This window comes from Citrobacter sp. RHBSTW-00859 (assembly GCF_013729795.1).
Lineage (GTDB): Bacteria > Pseudomonadota > Gammaproteobacteria > Enterobacterales > Enterobacteriaceae > Citrobacter > Citrobacter braakii.
In genome coordinates this window covers 504,645-524,539 of record NZ_CP056284.1, presented here as the reverse complement: position 1 = coordinate 524,539, position 19,895 = coordinate 504,645, and the positions used below count along the sequence as shown (strand labels likewise).

Here is a 19,895-nt window from a genome sequence, read left to right as displayed (position 1 = left end):
ATGCAGTAATTGAGATTCCCTCTGAAGCAAGTCCTCAAACTTGTTTGACCTGTGCGAAAAGGATAAAGAGGGCGAATGCGAGGTAAGCGTATGACACGCAAACCCCGTCGCCATGCTCTTGGTGTGCCCGTGCGCAACGGTCCAGATGGGAATCCCGCAGAGCCTGGGGAGGTTCACTGATATGTTGTACGATAAATCCCTTGAGAGGGATAACTGTGGTTTCGGCCTGATCGCCCACATAGAAGGCGAACCTAGCCACAAGGTAGTGCGTACCGCCATACACGCACTGGCCCGCATGCAGCACCGTGGCGCAATTCTTGCCGATGGAAAAACCGGCGATGGTTGCGGCCTGCTGTTACAAAAACCTGACCGCTTTTTCCGCATCGTAGCGCAAGAGCGCGGCTGGCGTTTAGCCAAAAACTACGCCGTCGGCATGATCTTTTTAAATAAAGACGCTGAGCTGGCAGCGGCTTCTCGTCGCATTGTAGAAGAAGAATTACAGCAGGAGACCCTGTCGATTGTCGGCTGGCGCGACGTGCCGACTAACGAAGGTGTTCTCGGTGAAATTGCGCTCTCCTCCCTGCCTCGTATCGAGCAAATTTTTGTTAATGCCCCTGCGGGCTGGCGTCCGCGTGATATGGAGCGTCGCCTGTTCATCGCGCGCCGTCGTATCGAAAAACGCCTCCAGGAAGATAAAGACTTCTACGTCTGTAGCTTGTCGAACCTGGTCAATATCTATAAAGGTCTGTGTATGCCGGCGGATCTGCCGCGCTTTTACCTGGACCTGGCGGACCTGCGTCTGGAATCGGCCATCTGCCTGTTCCACCAGCGCTTCTCCACCAACACCGTACCACGCTGGCCGCTGGCGCAACCGTTTCGCTACCTGGCGCACAATGGTGAAATCAACACCATCACCGGCAACCGCCAGTGGGCGCGCGCCCGTACCTATAAATTCCAGACGCCGCTGATCCCTGATCTGCACGACGCCGCACCGTTCGTTAACGAAACCGGCTCCGACTCCAGCTCGATGGATAACATGCTGGAACTGCTGCTGGCTGGCGGGATGGATATCATCCGCGCCATGCGTCTACTGGTGCCGCCGGCCTGGCAGAACAACCCGGATATGGACCCGGAGCTGCGCGCGTTCTTCGACTTTAACTCCATGCACATGGAGCCGTGGGATGGTCCGGCGGGTATCGTTATGTCCGACGGTCGCTTTGCCGCCTGTAACCTTGACCGCAACGGCCTGCGTCCGGCGCGCTACGTCATCACCAAAGACAAGCTGATTACCTGCGCTTCTGAAGTCGGGATCTGGGATTATCAGCCGGATGAAGTGGTTGAGAAAGGTCGCGTCGGCCCTGGGGAGTTGATGGTTATCGATACCCGCAGCGGGCGCATTCTGCATTCGGCTGAAACCGATGACGATCTGAAAAGCCGCCACCCGTACAAAGAGTGGATGGAGAAGAACGTCCGCCGTCTGGTGCCTTTCGAAGACCTGGCTGACGATCAGGTCGGCAGCCGTGAACTGGACGATGACACCCTCGCCAGCTACCAGAAACAGTTTAACTACAGCGCTGAAGAGCTGGATTCCGTTATCCGCGTGCTCGGTGAAAATGGTCAGGAAGCGGTCGGTTCAATGGGTGATGATACCCCGTTTGCCGTGCTCTCCAGCCAGCCGCGCATCATTTATGACTACTTCCGCCAGCAGTTTGCCCAGGTCACCAACCCGCCGATCGACCCGCTGCGTGAAGCGCACGTCATGTCGCTGGCCACCAGCATCGGTCGTGAGATGAACGTCTTCTGCGAAGCCGAAGGTCAGGCGCACCGTCTGAGCTTTAAGTCGCCGATCCTGCTGTACTCCGATTTCACCCAGCTCACCACCATGAAAGAGGAACATTATCGCGCTGACCGACTGGATATCACCTTCGACGTGACCGAAACCACGCTCGAAGAGACCGTCAAAGCATTGTGCGATAAGGCTGAACAGATGGTGCGTAACGGCACGGTGCTGCTGGTGCTCTCTGACCGTAATATCGCAAAAAACCGCTTGCCGGTTCCGGCACCGATGGCCGTTGGCGCAGTACAAACACGTCTGGTAGAACAAAGCCTGCGTTGCGATGCCAACATCATCGTTGAAACCGCCAGCGCCCGTGACCCGCACCATTTTGCCGTTCTGCTCGGTTTTGGCGCGACAGCCATTTATCCGTATCTGGCGTATGAAACGCTGGGACGTCTGATCGACACTCAAGCGATTGCCAAAGATTACCGGACCGTGATGCTGAACTACCGTAACGGCATCAACAAGGGTCTGTACAAAATCATGTCCAAAATGGGCATCTCGACTATCGCCTCTTACCGCTGCTCGAAGTTGTTTGAAGCCGTTGGTCTGCACGATGATGTTGTGGCTTTATGCTTCCAGGGCGTGGTCAGTCGCATCAGCGGCGCGGGTTTTACCGACTTCCAGCAGGATCTGCTGAACCTCTCCAAACATGCCTGGCTGGCGCGTAAGCCTATCAGCCAGGGCGGTTTGCTGAAGTACGTCCACGGCGGCGAATACCACGCCTACAACCCGGACGTGGTGCGCACGCTGCAACAGGCAGTACAAAGCGGCGAGTACAGCGACTATCAGGAATATGCAAAGCTGGTCAATGAGCGTCCGGCGGCCACGCTGCGCGATCTGCTGGCGATTACACCTGGCGATGAAGCCGTAAGCATTAGCGAAGTAGAACCCGCAACCGAACTGTTTAAACGCTTTGATACCGCAGCGATGTCTATCGGGGCATTAAGCCCGGAAGCACACGAGGCGCTGGCCGAAGCCATGAACAGCATCGGCGGTAACTCGAACTCCGGTGAAGGCGGCGAAGATCCGGCGCGCTACGGCACTAACAAGGTGTCGCGCATTAAGCAGGTGGCTTCCGGTCGCTTTGGCGTAACCCCGGCGTACCTGGTCAATGCTGATGTCATTCAGATTAAAGTCGCTCAAGGCGCGAAGCCGGGCGAAGGAGGTCAGTTACCGGGTGATAAAGTCACCCCGTACATCGCCAAACTGCGTTATTCGGTGCCGGGCGTGACGCTTATCTCCCCGCCGCCGCACCACGATATCTACTCTATCGAGGACTTAGCGCAGCTGATTTTCGACCTGAAACAGGTTAACCCGAAAGCGATGATCTCGGTGAAGCTGGTTTCCGAACCGGGCGTCGGCACTATTGCGACCGGCGTGGCGAAAGCCTATGCGGATCTGATTACCATTGCCGGTTACGACGGCGGTACCGGGGCAAGCCCACTCTCCTCGGTAAAATACGCGGGCTGCCCGTGGGAGCTGGGGCTGGTGGAAACTCAGCAGGCGCTGGTGGCTAACGGTCTGCGTCACAAGATCCGTCTGCAGGTCGATGGCGGTCTGAAAACCGGCGTCGATATCATTAAAGCGGCAATTTTGGGTGCAGAAAGCTTCGGTTTCGGCACCGGCCCCATGGTCGCGCTGGGCTGTAAATACCTGCGTATTTGCCATCTGAACAACTGCGCAACCGGTGTGGCAACTCAGGATGACAAACTGCGTAAGAACCACTATCACGGCCTGCCGTTCAAAGTGACTAACTACTTTGAATTTATCGCCCGCGAAACCCGCGAGCTGATGGCGCAACTGGGCGTGAAACGTCTGGTGGATCTGATTGGTCGTACCGACCTGCTCAAAGAGCTGGAAGGGTTTACCGCCAAGCAGCAGAAGCTGGAGCTGTCTCGTCTGCTGGAAACCGCTGAACCGCATCCAGGTAAAGCGCTGCATTGCACTGAAAACAATCCGCCGTTTGATAACGGCGTGCTGAACGCCCAGCTGTTACAGCAGGCGAAACCGTTTGTCGACGAGCGCCAGAGCAAAACCTTCTGGTTCGATATCCGCAACACCGACCGTTCCGTCGGCGCATCGCTGTCGGGCTATATCGCTCAGACGCATGGCGATCAGGGGCTGGCATCTGACCCGATTAAAGCACACTTCAGCGGTACCGCAGGCCAGAGCTTCGGCGTGTGGAACGCGGGCGGCGTGGAGCTGTATCTGACAGGCGATGCCAACGACTATGTCGGTAAAGGCATGGCGGGCGGCCTGCTGGCAGTGCGTCCTCCGGTTGGCTCTGCTTTCCGTAGCCATGAGGCGAGCATCATTGGTAACACCTGCCTGTATGGTGCTACCGGTGGCCGCCTGTTTGCTGCGGGTCGTGCGGGTGAGCGTTTTGCGGTGCGTAACTCCGGCGCTATTACCGTGGTTGAAGGTATTGGCGACAACGGCTGTGAATATATGACCGGCGGCATCGTGTGTATTCTCGGCAAAACCGGCGTCAACTTCGGTGCGGGCATGACCGGCGGATTCGCCTACGTGCTCGACGAAGACGGTGAATTCCGCAAACGCGTGAACCCGGAACTGGTAGAAGTACTGAGCGTGGACTCGCTGGCTATTCATGAGGAACACCTGCGCGGCCTGATTACCGAGCACGTACAACATACCGGTTCTTCACACGGCGAAGAGATCCTGGCGAACTGGCCAGCATTCTCGGCGAAATTCGCGCTGGTAAAACCGAAATCCAGTGATGTAAAAGCACTGTTGGGTCACCGTAGTCGTAGCGCAGCAGAGCTGCGTGTGCAGGCGCAGTAAGGGGTAGCAGCAATGAGTCAGAACGTATACCAATTTATCGACCTGCAGCGCGTTGATCCACCGAAGAAACCGCTGAAGATCCGTAAGATCGAATTTATCGAGATCTACGAGCCGTTTTCCGAAGGCCAGGCCAAAGCACAGGCAGATCGCTGTCTTTCCTGCGGCAACCCGTACTGCGAGTGGAAGTGCCCGGTACATAACTACATCCCGAACTGGCTTAAGCTGGCGAATGAGGGACGTATTTTTGAAGCGGCAGAACTGTCGCACCAGACTAACACTCTGCCGGAAGTCTGTGGCCGAGTGTGCCCGCAGGATCGTCTTTGTGAAGGATCCTGCACGCTAAACGATGAGTTCGGTGCGGTGACTATCGGCAACATCGAGCGCTATATCAACGATAAAGCGTTCGAGATGGGCTGGCGTCCGGATATGACTGGCGTTCGCCAGACGGACAAGTGCGTGGCGATCATCGGTGCAGGTCCGGCGGGCCTGGCCTGTGCTGATGTGCTGACCCGCAACGGCGTGAAAGCGGTGGTATTTGACCGCCACCCGGAAATCGGCGGTCTGCTGACCTTCGGGATCCCGGCATTCAAGCTGGAGAAAGAGGTCATGACCCGTCGCCGTGAAATCTTCACCGGTATGGGCATTGAGTTCAAACTAAACGTGGAAGTGGGCCGCGACGTGCAGCTCAACGATCTGCTGAAGGATTACGATGCCGTGTTCCTTGGTGTAGGTACCTATCAGTCGATGCGCGGTGGGCTGGAAAACGAAGACGCTTCCGGCGTATTTGATGCCCTGCCGTTCCTGATCGCCAATACCAAACAGTTGATGGGATTTGGCGAAAGCAGTGATGAGCCGTACATCAGCATGGAAGGCAAACGCGTCGTTGTTCTCGGCGGTGGCGATACCGCGATGGACTGCGTGCGGACCTCGGTTCGCCAGAACGCGGCACACGTGATCTGCGCCTATCGCCGCGACGAAGAGAACATGCCGGGTTCCAAACGCGAGGTGAAAAACGCGCGTGAAGAAGGCGTCGAGTTCCAGTTCAACGTCCAGCCTTTAGGCGTGGAAGTGAATGCCAACGGTAAAGTGTGCGGCGTGAAAATGGCGCGCACCGAAATGGGCGAACCGGATGCGAAGGGGCGTCGCCGCGCGGAGATCGTCGCCGGTTCCGAGCACGTTGTTCCAGCTGATGCGGTGGTACTGGCGTTTGGCTTCCGCCCGCACAGTATGGAGTGGCTGAAAGAGCACAGCGTCGAGCTGGATTCTCAGGGCCGTATTATTGCTCCGGAACGCAGCGATAACGCCTTCCAGACCAGCAACCCAAAAATCTTCGCTGGTGGCGACATCGTGCGTGGTTCGGATCTTGTAGTCACCGCGATTGCCGAAGGTCGTAAAGCGGCAGACGGTATCCTGAACTACCTGGAAGTGTAAGTAAGCGTCCTCTGGCATCTCATCTTCAAACGCTGATGAGATGCCAGATTCCTCGCAATACCCCTGCCCCCTCCCCTCTATCAACACCGTGAAAGAGAACTAAAAAAACATACGGAAACGTTTGCTTTATTCTGAGAACTGTATATTATGCGGCGGATTTTTTGGCAAAATTCATGGAGGCGTTGTGTCGCAGGACAACAATTATAGCCAGGGCCCCGTCCCTCTGGCGGCGCGGAAGGGCGTGATTCCACTAACGTTTGTCATGTTGGGACTCACATTTTTTTCCGCCAGTATGTGGACCGGTGGCACACTCGGTACCGGTCTTTCCTATAATGATTTCTTCCTGGCAGTTCTCTTCGGTAATCTTCTCCTCGGTATTTACACTGCATTTCTCGGTTTTATCGGCGCAAAAACAGGGCTCTCAACCCACCTTCTGGCACGTTACTCATTTGGTTTGAAAGGTTCATGGCTTCCCTCACTGCTCTTAGGCGGTACACAGGTAGGCTGGTTTGGCGTTGGTGTGGCCATGTTTGCTATCCCGGTTGGCAAAGCGACGGGGATTGACGTCAATGTTCTGATTGCGGTTTCCGGTCTGTTGATGACCCTGACTATCTTTTTTGGCATCTCGGCGCTGACCGTTTTATCTATCATCGCCGTACCTGCCATCGTCGTTCTTGGCAGCTACTCCGTCTGGCTGGCGGTGAGCGATGTTGGCGGTTTAGACCATTTAAAAGCGATAGTGCCGCAGACACCGCTGAATTTCTCAACCGCACTGGCGCTGGTGGTCGGCTCATTTATCAGCGCAGGCACGTTAACCGCCGACTTTGTCCGCTTTGGCCGCAACGCCAAAGGTGCGGTACTGATTGCCATGGTGGCATTTTTCCTTGGCAACTCGTTGATGTTTATCTTCGGCGCTGCGGGTGCCGCCGCTGTTGGACAGGCGGACATCTCTGACGTAATGATTGCTCAGGGCCTGCTGCTGCCCGCAATTGTGGTTCTCGGCCTGAATATCTGGACCACCAACGACAATGCGCTCTACGCTTCAGGTTTGGGATTTGCCAATATTACCGGCCTTTCCAGCCGTTCGTTGTCGGTGGCTAACGGTATTATCGGCACACTGTGCGCACTGTGGCTTTACAATAACTTTGTCGGTTGGCTGACATTTTTGTCGGCAGCGATTCCTCCAATTGGTGGAGTGATTATCGCCGACTATCTGCTGAACCATCGCCGATATGCCGACTTCAGCAAAGCACAATTTATTTCCGTAAACTGGATAGCTATCCTGTCCGTTGCACTGGGCATTGCCGCCGGTCACTATATTCCCGGTATCGTGCCCGTCAACGCCGTACTCGGCGGCGTATTCAGCTATATCCTGCTGAACCCACTTTTCAATCGCAGCCTTGCTAAATCACCAGAGGTCAGCCATGCAGAATAATAACATCACCATTCGTCAGGCGCGTTTACAGGGACGCGAAGGATTGTGGCAGCTCACGGTTGAAAACGGACGCTTCAGCCGAATTGAGGCTCAGGACGCCGTTACGTTGCCGCAGGGGGAAGTGCTTGATGCCGAAGGTGGCCTGGCAATCCCACCGTTCGTTGAGCCACATATCCACCTGGATACCACGCAAACCGCGGGGGAGCCGAGCTGGAACCAGTCTGGTACGTTATTTGAAGGCATTGAGCGCTGGGCCGAACGTAAGGCAATGCTCACTCACGATGACGTGAAAGCGCGCGCCATGCAGACTCTTAAGTGGCAGATGGCCAACGGCATCCAGTATGTCCGCACTCACGTTGACGTTTCCGACCCAACGCTGACCGCGCTGAAAGCCATGCTGGAGGTGAAGCAAGAAGTCGCTCCGTGGGTAGAGCTACAGATTGTCGCGTTCCCGCAAGAGGGCATTCTTTCTTATCCCAACGGTGAAGCGTTATTAGAGGAAGCCGTGCGTTTGGGTGCCGACGTCATTGGCGCTATCCCCCACTTTGAATTTACGCGTGAATATGGCGTGGAGTCGTTGCACAAAATTTTCGCCCTCGCGCAAAAATACGACAGACTTATCGACGTGCACTGTGACGAAATTGACGATGAGCAATCACGCTTTGTTGAAACCGTCGCGGCGCTGGCCCATCGCGACAATATGGGCGAGCGCGTGACCGCCAGCCATACTACGGCAATGCACTCCTATAACGGCGCGTATGCTTCCCGTCTTTTCCGCCTGTTGAAAATGTCCGGCATTAACTTTGTCGCGAATCCACTGGTGAATATTCACCTGCAAGGGCGCTTTGACACGTATCCTAAACGCCGCGGCGTCACACGCGTCAAAGAAATGCTGGAGGCAGAGATCAACGTCTGCTTCGGCCATGATGATGTCTTCGATCCGTGGTATCCGCTAGGCACCGCGAATATGCTGCAGGTACTGCACATGGGGTTACATGTGTGTCAGCTGATGGGATACGGACAAATTAACGATGGCCTGAATCTGATCACCACCCACAGCGCGAAAACCCTGCACCTGCAGGACTACGGTCTGAGCGTGGGGAATTCCGCGAACCTGGTGATTTTACCGGCAGAGAATGGATTTGACGCGGTTCGTCGCCAGACGCCTGCACGTTATTCCATTCGTCACGGGCGAATCATTGCCGAGACTGTGCCGAGCCAAACGACGCTGCATCTGACGCAGCCGGAAGCGGTGACGTTTAAGCGCTAGGTTGTAATATCCGGTGTCGGATGGCGCAAGCCTTGCCATCCGACACCGTCACTCTCATCGTCAGGTGTGTAATAAACTGGCGCGCACCTTGATCACCACCTTTTTGATGTCCATCGGAGCCTGTACCACGCAGCCCGGCTTATGCGGCTCGCCCGGCATAAAAATCACAAATCTTCCCGGCTTCAGTACCATCGCCTGCTCATCGGCAATCTGGCTACACAGCTGATAATCATCCTCAACGTGCATCTCTTCGCACTGACGAGCAGAATCAGTCATCCCGAACAGAATGCGTTCTTCACCGGATAACAGCACCTGAATATCAATGTATTCCCTGTGCAGTTCCGCTTTCTTTTGCTCTGGGCTCTGCGTTGCAAATTGCATAACATTCATAAAAATATTATCGCCCTGCAACTCGTAGCGCCCTGGCGTTTTCTCCTGCGGATTCGCCGCAACAGCCAGCGTTAACGCCTGCTGCAAAACCGGATGTAATCCGGCAGAAGGCAATGAACGCAACTCATCTGACATCATAATCAATCTCCCTGGGCCAACAGCGCGGCCCCCAGTAATCCAGCGTCATGACGGTAATGCGCCGCCCGTAATTCTACGTGGTAAGCCGAAGGCTCTTGGGCCAGATAGTTTTCCACCAGCGCCAGATACCCTTCTGCCAGCCCCACGCTGCCGCCAATCACCACAATCTGGCAATCGATCGTGGCCTTCACATCGGCGACAAGCCTTGCCAAAGTACGTGCCGAACGATGGATCAACCGACTGGCCTGCTCATCACCCTGCCCGGCGCGGCTAAAAATGGTTTTGGCGTCGCATCCAGCAAGCGTGCCTTCGGCAGCCGCCGCGATCCCACGACCGGAAGCGATCGCCTCGACACAACCCACACGCCCGCAACCGCACACCGGCCCATGCGGATCAGCCAGCGTATGTCCCAGATGCCCGGCCAGACCGCCAATCCCGGTCAGCAGCTTCCCATCACTTACCACCCCGCCGCCTACACCGGTGGAGACGGTGATAAACACCATATCGCGGTACTCGCCGCCAAGCGCATGATACTCAGCCCACGCCGCGGCCTGCGCGTCATTGACTGCCAGCGTCGGCAAAGCGGTGAGATCTTTTAGCGTTTGCACCAGAGGAAAATGCAGCAGCCCGCCGAGGTTGTGCGGGTTCAGCGCCAGTAGAGAACCGTCGCGGATAATCCCCGTTGAGGCGATCGCCACCCGCGTTGCCTGCCCCTGTAGCAGCGCAACCAGTGCTTGTAACGCGGCACGCAGAGCATCCGGTGTTTTGCTGGCGGGCGTCGGCAATTCATGACGCTCTTGAATTTGCAGGCTGCTGTCTACCAGTGCGACAGCCAGTTTGGTGCCGCCAATATCAATCGACAGCGTGGTCATAGCACCGCCTTTTTAAGCGCTGTGTTGTACCACTGGCAAATGTGCTCCAGCCGGGTAATGGCTGAGCCGACTGTCACCGCCCATGCGCCATGACGCATCGCCTCAGCGGCCTGCGCTGGCGTGTTGTAACGTCCTTCAGCAATCACCCGACAACCCGCGTCGCTTAAAGACTTCACCAGAGCCAGATCCGGCTCTTCGGGCGTTTCTGGCGTGGTATAACCAGAAAGGGTAGTGCCAATGATTTCGGCACCGAGTTTCTGGCAGGCCATGCCATCCGCCATGGACGAACAGTCAGCCATCGCAAGGCGTTGGTGATGATGAATACGTGCCAGTAAGGTTTCTACAGGTACCGGACGTACGCGATCGGTACCGTCGATGGCGATGATGTCAGCGCCTGCCTGCGCTAACGCATCAACATCCTCGAGATATGCGGTGATGCGAACCGGAGAGTCATCAAGGTCACGTTTGAGAATGCCGATAATCGGCACCGAAACTACCGCCCTGGTCGCTTTCAGGTTTTCCACCCCTTCAATGCGTAACGCCACCGCGCCAGCCTGTTCTGCGGCCAGCGCCATCGCCGCAACAATTTCCGGTTTATCTAACGGGCTGTCAGGAACAGGCTGGCAGGAGACAATCAGCCCGCCGTTCGCGGCAATCTTGATATCCAGTTGTTCAAGTAACGACATGCTTATTCCCTTATGACTATTGCCCGGCGCAGGACCGGGCAAACGGATTAACTTTTGGATTTCACCATGGTGCTTTTGTCGCCGCCGAACGGCACGGCCCCGCTAAACGGTTTGCCATCAATGGCATCATGCGTACGCAATGCTTCAGGCCGCAGCCAGCGCTGTACGCGAGACGGCATATCGAGACCAATCAGCAGGATCACCACAAATGTCAGGCCGAAAGAGAGCGATCCCAACGCGGTGCCCAGATCCAGTCGTTGGGCAATCAGCGCACCGATGATCGGTGCCAACGCCCCGCCCAGTGCACCCACGTTGTAGGTGAAGCCCAGACCCGCCGCACGCTGGTCGGTATCGAAATAGCCGCCAATCAGTTTTGGTAAGATCCCGGAGATCCCCTGACCGAGCATTTGCTGGAAAAACAGCAGTAAACCCAGTACCCAGACGTTTGAGCCGCCAATCGCAAACACTGGAATAATCAGCAACTGCGAAGCCAGCAGACTGCAGACATAGGCCTTACGCGTGCCCAGCCAGTCGCCAAGAAAACCACCGACGCAACAACCGACCGCCGCGCCAAAGCCGCTAAAGAAGAGCACCCTGGCGACAGTGGAAGGGTCATACAGCAGTTCAGTTTTCAGATAGGTTGGCAGCAGCGCCTGAATCGGCCACGAGTAAAGGAAGGCAAACAGCACAACCACCATCAGCATGACACCCGTCGGCCAGCGTTTCCCGCTGCTTTGCACCATAAAACTAATGAAGATAAACGCGCATATCAGGCCAAGGACCGCCACAATAGCCGCATTTTGCAGGTTGCCTGCAAAGCAGAACCACAGCGCGGTTGCGGCGGCGAGAGTCATCACAATATTGATAACCCGATGTTCGCCCCGGTAGAGAATGTCCACCATCGTGCGTACCGGCGCTTTGCCTTCGTGTTTCTCTTTCCAGTCTTCCGCTTCCGGAATATTTTTACGCAGCCAGAGGGCGAAGATAATCGGCAAAATGCCGATGAAGAACAGCGCGCGCCACCCCCAGACCGGGACCACCAGGCTGTAGACCTGGGCGGCGATCACTGCGCCTACAGAGAAGCCGGAAATCAGGAAGCCGCTGGCTTTGTTTCGCAGGTGCCTGGGCCAGCTTTCAATAACATAAGTTGCGCTGGAGCCGTACTCACCAGCCATCCCCATACCGATAACCAGGCGGGCGATAAACATGGTGGTGTAGCCCGGCGCGAAGCCGCAGGCCAGCGTCCCCATAGAGAACAGAATGATACTGGTGACCATCGCCAGGCGGCGTCCATAACGGTCGCCCATCGCTCCCAGCATTAACCCGCCAAACCAGCGGGAGATAAAAGCGGCCGAGATCAGACTGGCCGCCTGCACCGTCGTCAGTCCGAATTCGCCTTGTACTTCCGTCAGCACAAGGGCGATTAATACAAAATCAAAACCATCAAGCAAATATCCCAGCCAGGCGGCGGAAAATGCCCGCCATTGCGCCCGATTGAGATGGCGATACCACGGGATGCTCTGGGTAGAAGTACTCATTTTACTCTCCCGACGATCTTTATTTTCGTTGTGGTGCCGGATGGCGGATTCGCCTTATCCGGCCTACGAGTCTTGTTTTTGCAGGCCGGATAAGCATTGTGCTATCCGGCGTCCGATCAGTCGCGTTCCAGCATTAATTGCTGGGCCAGCGCTTTCAGTTCCGGCAGATATTGTTCATCTACCGGGGCAAATGGTTTACGGCACAGCGGAACAGAAACCACGTCCATATAGTGCAATACCGTCTTCAGGCCGCGGAACACGCCAACCTTAATGAGCAGATCGATAACCTTATTGCACTCGGTTTGCAGCTTTTGCGCCGTCCGGATGTCGCCTTCTTTGAGCGCTTTCACAATTCCCTGATAACGCCATCCCATAATGTTGTAAGTGCTACCGATACCGCCATCTGCGCCCGCCAACAGACCAGAAGCGAAGATCTCGTCATAGCCGTTATAAAGCACCAGATCAGGGTGAGCGCGGCGGATCTGTTCCATCTGATAGAGATCGCCTGAGGTTTGCTTCAGCGCGCCAACGCCCGGCAACGTCACCAGCGTGTTGATCTGATCCAGCGTCAGTTTTACGCCGCTCAGCGCCGGGATGTTATAGACCACCATCGGCAAGCCATCAGCGGAATCAATAATTGCGCGGTAGTGATCGCAGTGCTCTTCAAAACTGAACGGATAGTAAAACGGTGTGACGGCTGAAACCGCATCAAAGCCGTAGCGATGCGCGGCACTCGCCAACTGTTGGCTCTCTTCGGTACTCACTGTGCCAACGTGAGCGATTAGCGTCACCTTACCTTTCGCTTCTTCGGCAACAATTTCCAGTACCTGCTCTCTCTCAGCGCGGTTTTGGACAAATGCCTCACCCGTAGACCCACCGACATAGAGCCCGTCGATCCCTTGCCCAATGTTGAAACGCACCAGGCGGCGCAGGCTCTCAATATCCAGTCGCTGTTGGCTATCGAATGGGGTTAACAACGCTGGCATTACGCCTTTTAAATCTCTTGCCATAGCTACCTCTGATGATGATTAGTGTTGTCTGACTACATACCTTTATACCTGTTATACCAGATCAAATAAGCAGCAATACAATACAGAACGCTTATAGTGCGATCTGCCTCACTAAACGATCGTCAGGATCGCGATTACTTACGCAATTTTTTACTTTTGCTAAAGGCGTGCCAGGTAGCGGAAACGCTGTTGAGATGTTCTTGCAGTGCGCGGTCAGCTTCCTCAGGATCGCGCTGACGAATCGCGTCCACAATAGCGATATGCTGCTGATAACTCACGTTATTGTGCTCATATAACTCTTGGTCAGCCACGGTCGGACGGGCGGCAATCAGCCAGTCTAACAGCGCAACATGGATAGCCATAAAGATGGGATTGCCCGGGATCTCCGCCAGTATGCGGTGAAAATCAACGTCCGAGCGAATGAACAGCGTATTGTCATCGAGCGACTGGCTGTTGATCTCCAGTGCTTTCGCCAGTCTGTCGATTTGCTCATCCGTCGCATGTTCTGCGGCGTATCGTACCAGGCTGGATTCAAAGAACAGTCGCAGCTGTTCGAAGTGGGCAATGCCGCCGGGATGCGCGAGGAAATCTTTCGCCATACCGGACAGCTCGCTGATAATGGTATCAGCTGAAGGACGCGAAACGCGGGCGCGCTCGCCATTGTTGATTTGCACCAGACCTTTGCGTTTTAACGCTGCCAGCGCTTCTCGTACAGAAGGACGGCCCACGTTAAAGAAGGCCATCAGCTCCCGCTCAGACGGTAACTGTTCGCCCTCGCCAAATTCCCGACGACGAATCATCTGCTCCAGTTCTTCTTCAACCATTTCAGACAGCTTTTTACGCGCCAGCGGGCGGTTGCGTAAGCTACGGCCAATGGTGGATGGAGAGTCTTCAGCTTGCGAATCAAATGCGTTCATAGGGCCCATTCAGCTAAGTCGTGGTGACAAATAACAGCGGGTTTATCCTAACACAGGATCGAAAGCAGGGTGAAATGATGGTCAATCAGACTGTCGGGCTTATTGGCGGTCTAACCCATCCGGATATTTTGTTACGCTAAAACATTCAGCTTATCTTTAATTGAAAACAATCATATTCGCTTCGTGAAATTTATGAACATGAACGTGATAAATTATCATAACCATCTATTTTATAAAGATAAATAATTTAAACATCGAATTAAAAATAAGATATTCACTCCATAAAAATCGCCCGAAAAAATATAACATCCGTTTGGACAACAGCGTTATTACCGGATTTATCTTCTTCTCTGGCATGGAGTGAAACAATGTTCGGCATCATTATCTCTGTCATCGTTTTATTAACGATGGGTTACCTGATCCTCAAAAACTACAAACCGCAGGTAGTGCTGGCAGCCGCGGGGATCTTCCTGATGATCTGCGGCGTCTGGCTAGGCTACGGTGCGCTGGTCGCTAACGACAAGAGCAGCGGCTATCTACTGGTCGATATTTACAACGAAATTCTGCGTATGCTTTCCAATCGGGCGGCCGGACTAGGGTTATCAATCATGGCGGTAGGTGGTTATGCCCGTTATATGGACAGGATGGGGGCCAGCAGAGCGATGGTTAGCCTGTTAAGCCGCCCGCTTAAGCTAATCCGCTCACCCTATGTTGTTCTTGCCGCCACCTATGTGATTGGTCAGATCATGGCGCAGTTCATCACCAGCGCTTCCGGGTTAGGCATGCTGCTGATGGTGACGCTGTTCCCGACGCTGGTCAGTCTTGGCGTGAGCCGTTTATCCGCGGTGGCGGTCATTGCCACTTCAATGTCAATTGAATGGGGCATTCTGGAAACCAACTCTATTTTTGCCGCGCAGGTGGCGGGCATGAAAATCGCTACCTACTTCTTTCACTATCAGTTACCCGTCGCATCGTGTGTTATCGTCGCCGTCGCTATTGCACATTTTTTCGTTCAGCGGCAGTTTGATAAAAAAGCATTCCCGGAAAGCAACGGATTCGCTGAACAAAAGACGCTGGAAAACGTGCCACCTCTCTATTACGCCATTCTACCCGTCATGCCGCTGCTTCTGATGTTGGGCTCGCTTGCCCTGGCACATATGGGGTTAATGAAAACAGAGCTGAATCTGGTGGTGGTCATGCTGATGAGCATGACGCTGACGATGTTTGTCGAGTTCCTGCATAAACATAATCTGCGCGAAACGATGGATGACGTGCAGGCCTTCTTTGATGGCATGGGAACCCAGTTTGCCAACGTTGTCACGCTGGTGGTCGCCGGTGAGATCTTTGCGAAAGGGTTGACGACTATCGGGACTGTCGACGCCGTAATAAAAGGTGCAGAGCATTCCGGCCTTGGCGGTATCGGCGTGATGATCATCATGGCCGTGGTCATTGCCGCCTGTGCGATTGTCATGGGGTCAGGTAACGCGCCGTTTATGTCTTTTGCCAGCCTGATTCCAGATATTGCCGCCGGACTACATATTCCTGCGGTAGTGATGATTATGCCGATGCATTTTGCTACTACGCTGGCCCGGGCGGTATCCCCCATTACAGCGGTCATTGTGGTGACATCAGGTATTGCGGGCGTATCGCCCTTTGAGGTGGTAAAACGTACGGCCATTCCGATGGCGGTGGGATTTGTGGTCAATATGATAGCCACCATCACGCTGTTTTACTGATCCCGAAGGCAGAAAACAGAACAGGCCCCAAAGGGCCTGTTTTTTTATTTCACTACGCGTAGCGCTGGACGCCCACCGCGTGGCGGCGGCGGAGTGTCATCCGGATCGTTGTCGTCGCCATTGTCAGGCTTATCGCCATCAATGACCGACATGACCGTTTCACTCTCAAAACCAGGTGCGTCGTTGTCGTCATCATTTAAGCTGGCGACATCTTCGTCGTAGGCGGCTTCCGGCTCGAACATAGTACCGGCACCATTTTCACGAGCATAAATTGCCAGAACCGCCGCCAGCGGTACAGAAACCTGACGCGGCACACCACCGAAGCGCGCGTTAAAACGCACTTCATCGTTAGCCAGTTCCAGGTTACCCACCGCACGCGGTGCGATATTCAGAACAATTTGCCCGTCACGCGCATATTCCATAGGAACCTGCACGTCCTGAAGCGTCACATCCACCACCAGGTGCGGCGTAAGCTGGTTGTCTAACAACCACTCATAGAATGCGCGCAGCAGATACGGACGGCGTGGTGTTAGCTGTGGCAAATCCATACAGGTTAACCCCGGCCCAGACGCATTTCACGTTCAGGCTCAGTCAGAGAAGCCAGGAAAGAATCACGTTCAAAGACGCGAGTCATGTACCCTTTCAGTTCTTTCGAACCTGCACCGTTGAATTCAATGCCCAGCTGCGGTAAACGCCACAGCAGCGGCGCCAGGTAGCAGTCTACCAGGCTGAACTCATCGCTCAGGAAGTAAGGTTTCTGGCCAAATACTGGTGCAATTGCCAGCAGTTCTTCGCGCAGACGCTTACGCGCGACTTCGGCTTCAGAAGCAGAACCGTTCACGATGACGTTCATCAGCGTGTACCAGTCTTTTTCAATACGCTGCATGTACAGGCGGCTTTCACCACGCGCAACCGGGTAAACCGGCATCAGCGGCGGATGCGGGAAGCGCTCATCCAGGTATTCCATAATGATGCGAGATTCCCACAGGGTCAGCTCACGATCCACCAGTGTCGGTACGCTCTGATTCGGGTTGAGGTCGATCAGATCCTGCGGTGGATTGTCCTTCTCCACATGCTCAATCTCGAAACTAACACCTTTCTCAGCCAGCACAATGCGGACCTGATGGCTATAGATGTCAGTAGGACCAGAAAACAGCGTCATTACCGAACGTTTGTTGGCAGCGACAGCCATGAAAACCTCCAGGTATATTCAGAATTTTTACTGCTACCAGCCACTAAGTGGCCAGCCAGAAGTGATGTCACCCATATTCGGGAAAGCCATTACTGTTCAAAATACAAACAAAAAATGAACGATACCGGACATTTGGGCAGAAAATTGGATGATAGTTTACCAGATTTTGTGACCTTTGTGGTGAGTCGATTCTTGAAATGGGGAAAAAGAGGTGGCAATCAGCGGATTACCGTGGTTATACGGAGAGCAGTAACGATAAAAAAACCCGCCGAAGCGGGTTTTTTCGCAAATTGTTGTCTGCCGAAGCAGAGTACAATTAACGTTTGGAGAACTGAGGACGACGACGTGCTTTACGCAGACCGACTTTCTTACGTTCAACCTGACGAGCATCACGGGTAACGAAGCCAGCTTTACGCAGTTCGCCACGCAGGGATTCGTCGTACTCCATCAGAGCGCGGGTGATACCGTGACGGATCGCACCAGCCTGACCAGAGATACCACCACCTTTAACAGTGATGTACAGATCCAGTTTCTCAACCATGTCGACCAGTTCCAGCGGCTGACGAACTACCATGCGGGCAGTTTCACGACCGAAGTACTGTTCCAGAGAACGTTGGTTGATTACGATTTTACCACTGCCCGGTTTGATGAAAACGCGAGCTGCGGAACTTTTGCGGCGACCAGTGCCGTAGTATTGATTTTCAGCCATTGCCTATAATCCCGATTAGATGTCAAGAACTTGCGGTTGCTGTGCCGCGTGGTTGTGCTCGTTGCCAGCGTAAACTTTCAGTTTACGGAACATAGCACGACCCAACGGGCCTTTTGGCAGCATGCCTTTAACCGCGATTTCAAGCACACGCTCAGGACGGCGAGCAATCATCTCTTCAAAGGTCGCTTGTTTGATACCGCCGATGTGACCGGTGTGGTGATAGTACACTTTGTCAGTACGCTTGTTGCCAGTTACAGCAACTTTGTCAGCGTTCAGAACGATGATGTAATCACCGGTATCTACGTGCGGAGTATATTCCGCTTTGTGCTTACCGCGCAGGCGCAGAGCCAGTTCGGAAGCCAGACGGCCCAGAGTTTTACCGGTCGCGTCAACAACATACCAGTCGCGTTTTACGGTTTCTGGTTTAGCTGTAAAAGTTTTCATTAAAAGCTTACCCAAATAAATAAGTTACACGTTGGTGAACACCCAAACGTTTTGTCAGTTGAGGTTCACACGACATTGTCCAGCAAACCTACCCCTTCGAATAGCCTATGCCGGCGCATAGAAAGTTTTGGGAAAAAAACTCTCTCGTAACGTGGGGTCGCAAGATTATAGAGAAGTCAGGGTCAAAGATCGACCCCTTTATGTGATTTGCAGCAGGTTTAACCGGCTAAATGTTCCCGCTTCAGATACTCTTCGCTTTGCATCTCCTGCAAACGCGACAAACAACGCTGAAATTCAAACTTCAGACGCTCGCCCTGATAAATTTCATAAAGTGGTGAGGCCGCACTGACCACCAGCTTAACGTGGCGTTCGTAGAACTCATCCACCAGTGCGATAAAACGCCGCGCTTCGCTCTCCATCAGCGTCGTCATGACCGGCACATCAGACAACAGCACCGTATGAAAAAGACGCGATAGCGCAATGTAGTCATGCTGACTACGTGCATCGACACAGAGCGTGGTGAACGACACCGCCAGCGTTTGGTTTTCGACGGCCAGCGTCTGCATCGGACGATGATTGATCTCCAGCGTCGGCGCATGTTCACTTTTCGTTCCCGCTAATGCCAGCCAGAGCTTGTCCATCTGCTGGCGGGTTTCCCCATTCAGTGGCGACAACCACAAATGCGCCTGCGTTAAGGTGCGCAGACGATAATCGACGCCAGCATCGACATTCATGATGTCACAATGCTGTTTGATGGCATCAATGGCAGGAAGAAAGCGCGTGCGTTGCAAACCGTTGCGATACAGCTCATCAGGCGGAATATTGGAGGTTGCCACCAGCGTAATACCACGGGCAAACAGCGCCTTCATCAGACCGCCGAGCAGCATGGCGTCGGTGATGTCAGAAACAAAAAATTCGTCAAAGCACAGCACGTCCGTTTCGGCCTTAAAGCGGTCGGCAATGATTTCCAGCGGATCGCTCTGCCCCTGCAGGGCCGTAAGCTCTTCATGGACGCGCAGCATAAAACGATGAAAGTGCAAACGCTGTTTACGCCCGCCCGGCAGGCTATGGAAGAACAGATCCATCAGCCACGTTTTTCCTCGCCCGACTCCGCCCCACATATACAGACCACGCACTGGCGCGTTGGTCGGTGACTCACGCTTTCCCAGCAATTTGCCAAAACGCGCCATCAGTCCGCTCTCCTGCGGCGCAGGACGTGCTGGCGTCGAAAGCGCCTGGAAAATTGTTTCCAGTCGATTCACTGCTTCTTGTTGTACGTTGTCGGGCTGATGACTGCCGTCTTTGAGGGCTTGCTGGTAACGCGATGTCGGGGAAAGGCTTTGCATGATGTTATTGTTATTCCTTGAGAATCGATGTGCCGTCGCTCACGGTTGACGAAAAAAAGGCCGTTCTACATTACGTGATATAAACACGGGATTCCACTTCTACGGAATTAGCGGTTATAGTGGCATAATCAGGCGCAGG

General features: G+C 54.3%; 16 protein-coding genes. 5 read left to right on the top strand and 11 right to left on the bottom strand.

From position 1 onward, the window contains the following. Positions 1-181: 181 nt before the first annotated feature. The 4 genes from gltB to HV302_RS02590 all read left to right on the top strand — a co-directional run bounded on the left by gltB (position 182) and on the right by HV302_RS02590 (position 8,778). Positions 182-4,642, top strand: a complete 4,461-nt coding sequence (gltB, locus tag HV302_RS02605) for a glutamate synthase large subunit (protein WP_049040924.1) — start codon at positions 182-184, stop codon at positions 4,640-4,642. Positions 4,643-4,654: 12 nt separating this feature from the next. Continuing rightward, positions 4,655-6,073: a glutamate synthase small subunit gene (locus HV302_RS02600; RefSeq protein WP_181626879.1), complete on the top strand. Its 1,419-nt coding sequence runs from the start codon at positions 4,655-4,657 to the stop codon at positions 6,071-6,073. Positions 6,074-6,257: 184 nt separating this feature from the next. Beyond that, positions 6,258-7,508, top strand: coding sequence for a cytosine permease (gene codB, locus HV302_RS02595; protein WP_016154697.1), 1,251 nt, complete (start codon positions 6,258-6,260; stop codon positions 7,506-7,508). After that, positions 7,498-8,778: a cytosine deaminase gene (locus HV302_RS02590; protein WP_047358528.1), complete on the top strand. Its 1,281-nt coding sequence runs from the start codon at positions 7,498-7,500 to the stop codon at positions 8,776-8,778. The genes codB and HV302_RS02590 overlap by 11 nt, the downstream gene beginning before the upstream one ends. Before the next feature lie 60 nt (positions 8,779-8,838). On the opposite strand, the gene nanQ is transcribed toward HV302_RS02590, so the two are convergent. The 6 genes from nanQ to nanR form a co-directional block, all read right to left on the bottom strand. Next, positions 8,839-9,306: an N-acetylneuraminate anomerase gene (gene nanQ, locus HV302_RS02585; RefSeq protein WP_016154699.1), complete on the bottom strand. Its 468-nt coding sequence runs from the start codon at positions 9,304-9,306 to the stop codon at positions 8,839-8,841. A gap of 2 nt (positions 9,307-9,308) precedes the next feature. Further along, positions 9,309-10,178: an N-acetylmannosamine kinase gene (nanK, locus tag HV302_RS02580; RefSeq protein ID WP_181626878.1), complete on the bottom strand. Its 870-nt coding sequence runs from the start codon at positions 10,176-10,178 to the stop codon at positions 9,309-9,311. Next, positions 10,175-10,864 (bottom strand): N-acetylmannosamine-6-phosphate 2-epimerase, encoded by a 690-nt coding sequence (locus tag HV302_RS02575; protein WP_019077794.1) that lies wholly within the window; start codon positions 10,862-10,864, stop codon positions 10,175-10,177. Before HV302_RS02575 ends, nanK begins: the two co-directional genes overlap by 4 nt. Before the next feature lie 47 nt (positions 10,865-10,911). Then, complete coding sequence (gene nanT, locus HV302_RS02570; protein WP_181626877.1) at positions 10,912-12,402, bottom strand: sialic acid transporter NanT; 1,491 nt, start codon at positions 12,400-12,402, stop codon at positions 10,912-10,914. 116 nt (positions 12,403-12,518) lie between these two features. Further along, entirely contained in the window at positions 12,519-13,412 is an 894-nt protein-coding gene (gene nanA / locus HV302_RS02565) for an N-acetylneuraminate lyase (RefSeq protein WP_016154703.1), read from the bottom strand. 134 nt (positions 13,413-13,546) lie between these two features. Further along, positions 13,547-14,338, bottom strand: a complete 792-nt coding sequence (gene nanR / locus HV302_RS02560) for a transcriptional regulator NanR (RefSeq protein ID WP_016154704.1) — start codon at positions 14,336-14,338, stop codon at positions 13,547-13,549. 359 nt (positions 14,339-14,697) lie between these two features. Between nanR and dcuC the strand changes: the two genes are divergently transcribed. Then, on the top strand, positions 14,698-16,065 hold the full coding sequence (dcuC, locus tag HV302_RS02555) for an anaerobic C4-dicarboxylate transporter DcuC (protein ID WP_019077796.1): 1,368 nt from the start codon (positions 14,698-14,700) through the stop codon (positions 16,063-16,065). Between the two features lie 44 nt (positions 16,066-16,109). Here the strand turns inward: dcuC and sspB are convergent, their stop codons facing one another. From sspB to zapE, 5 genes are all read right to left on the bottom strand, one after another. Next, positions 16,110-16,613 carry a ClpXP protease specificity-enhancing factor gene (gene sspB, locus HV302_RS02550; RefSeq protein ID WP_016154706.1) on the bottom strand — a complete coding sequence of 168 codons (504 nt, stop codon included), beginning with the start codon at positions 16,611-16,613 and terminating at the stop codon, positions 16,110-16,112. 5 nt (positions 16,614-16,618) lie between these two features. Further along, positions 16,619-17,257, bottom strand: coding sequence for a stringent starvation protein SspA (sspA, locus tag HV302_RS02545; RefSeq protein ID WP_003025132.1), 639 nt, complete (start codon positions 17,255-17,257; stop codon positions 16,619-16,621). 316 nt (positions 17,258-17,573) lie between these two features. Continuing rightward, positions 17,574-17,966, bottom strand: coding sequence for a 30S ribosomal protein S9 (rpsI, locus tag HV302_RS02540; protein ID WP_003025138.1), 393 nt, complete (start codon positions 17,964-17,966; stop codon positions 17,574-17,576). A gap of 15 nt (positions 17,967-17,981) precedes the next feature. Further along, positions 17,982-18,410 carry a 50S ribosomal protein L13 gene (gene rplM, locus HV302_RS02535; RefSeq protein WP_003025141.1) on the bottom strand — a complete coding sequence of 143 codons (429 nt, stop codon included), beginning with the start codon at positions 18,408-18,410 and terminating at the stop codon, positions 17,982-17,984. 218 nt (positions 18,411-18,628) lie between these two features. Continuing rightward, on the bottom strand, positions 18,629-19,756 hold the full coding sequence (gene zapE, locus HV302_RS02530) for a cell division protein ZapE (RefSeq protein ID WP_065554778.1): 1,128 nt from the start codon (positions 19,754-19,756) through the stop codon (positions 18,629-18,631). Between the last annotated feature and the right edge of the window lie 139 nt (positions 19,757-19,895).

Bases quoted from the DNA above. Each gene is read 5' to 3' on its own strand.
- HV302_RS02590 (WP_047358528.1), top strand. From the start codon at position 7,498: ATGCAGAATAATAACATCACCATTCGTCAGGCGCGTTTACAGGGACGC.
- HV302_RS02600 (WP_181626879.1), top strand. From the start codon at position 4,655: ATGAGTCAGAACGTATACCAATTTATCGACCTGCAGCGCGTTGATCCA.
- nanT (WP_181626877.1), bottom strand. From the start codon at position 12,402: ATGAGTACTTCTACCCAGAGCATCCCGTGGTATCGCCATCTCAATCGG.
- gltB (WP_049040924.1), top strand. From the start codon at position 182: ATGTTGTACGATAAATCCCTTGAGAGGGATAACTGTGGTTTCGGCCTG.
- dcuC (WP_019077796.1), top strand. From the start codon at position 14,698: ATGTTCGGCATCATTATCTCTGTCATCGTTTTATTAACGATGGGTTAC.
- nanR (WP_016154704.1), bottom strand. From the start codon at position 14,338: ATGGGCCCTATGAACGCATTTGATTCGCAAGCTGAAGACTCTCCATCC.
- rplM (WP_003025141.1), bottom strand. From the start codon at position 18,410: ATGAAAACTTTTACAGCTAAACCAGAAACCGTAAAACGCGACTGGTAT.
- nanK (WP_181626878.1), bottom strand. From the start codon at position 10,178: ATGACCACGCTGTCGATTGATATTGGCGGCACCAAACTGGCTGTCGCA.
- HV302_RS02575 (WP_019077794.1), bottom strand. From the start codon at position 10,864: ATGTCGTTACTTGAACAACTGGATATCAAGATTGCCGCGAACGGCGGG.
- rpsI (WP_003025138.1), bottom strand. From the start codon at position 17,966: ATGGCTGAAAATCAATACTACGGCACTGGTCGCCGCAAAAGTTCCGCA.
- nanA (WP_016154703.1), bottom strand. From the start codon at position 13,412: ATGGCAAGAGATTTAAAAGGCGTAATGCCAGCGTTGTTAACCCCATTC.
- zapE (WP_065554778.1), bottom strand. From the start codon at position 19,756: ATGCAAAGCCTTTCCCCGACATCGCGTTACCAGCAAGCCCTCAAAGAC.
- sspA (WP_003025132.1), bottom strand. From the start codon at position 17,257: ATGGCTGTCGCTGCCAACAAACGTTCGGTAATGACGCTGTTTTCTGGT.
- sspB (WP_016154706.1), bottom strand. From the start codon at position 16,613: ATGGATTTGCCACAGCTAACACCACGCCGTCCGTATCTGCTGCGCGCA.
- nanQ (WP_016154699.1), bottom strand. From the start codon at position 9,306: ATGATGTCAGATGAGTTGCGTTCATTGCCTTCTGCCGGATTACATCCG.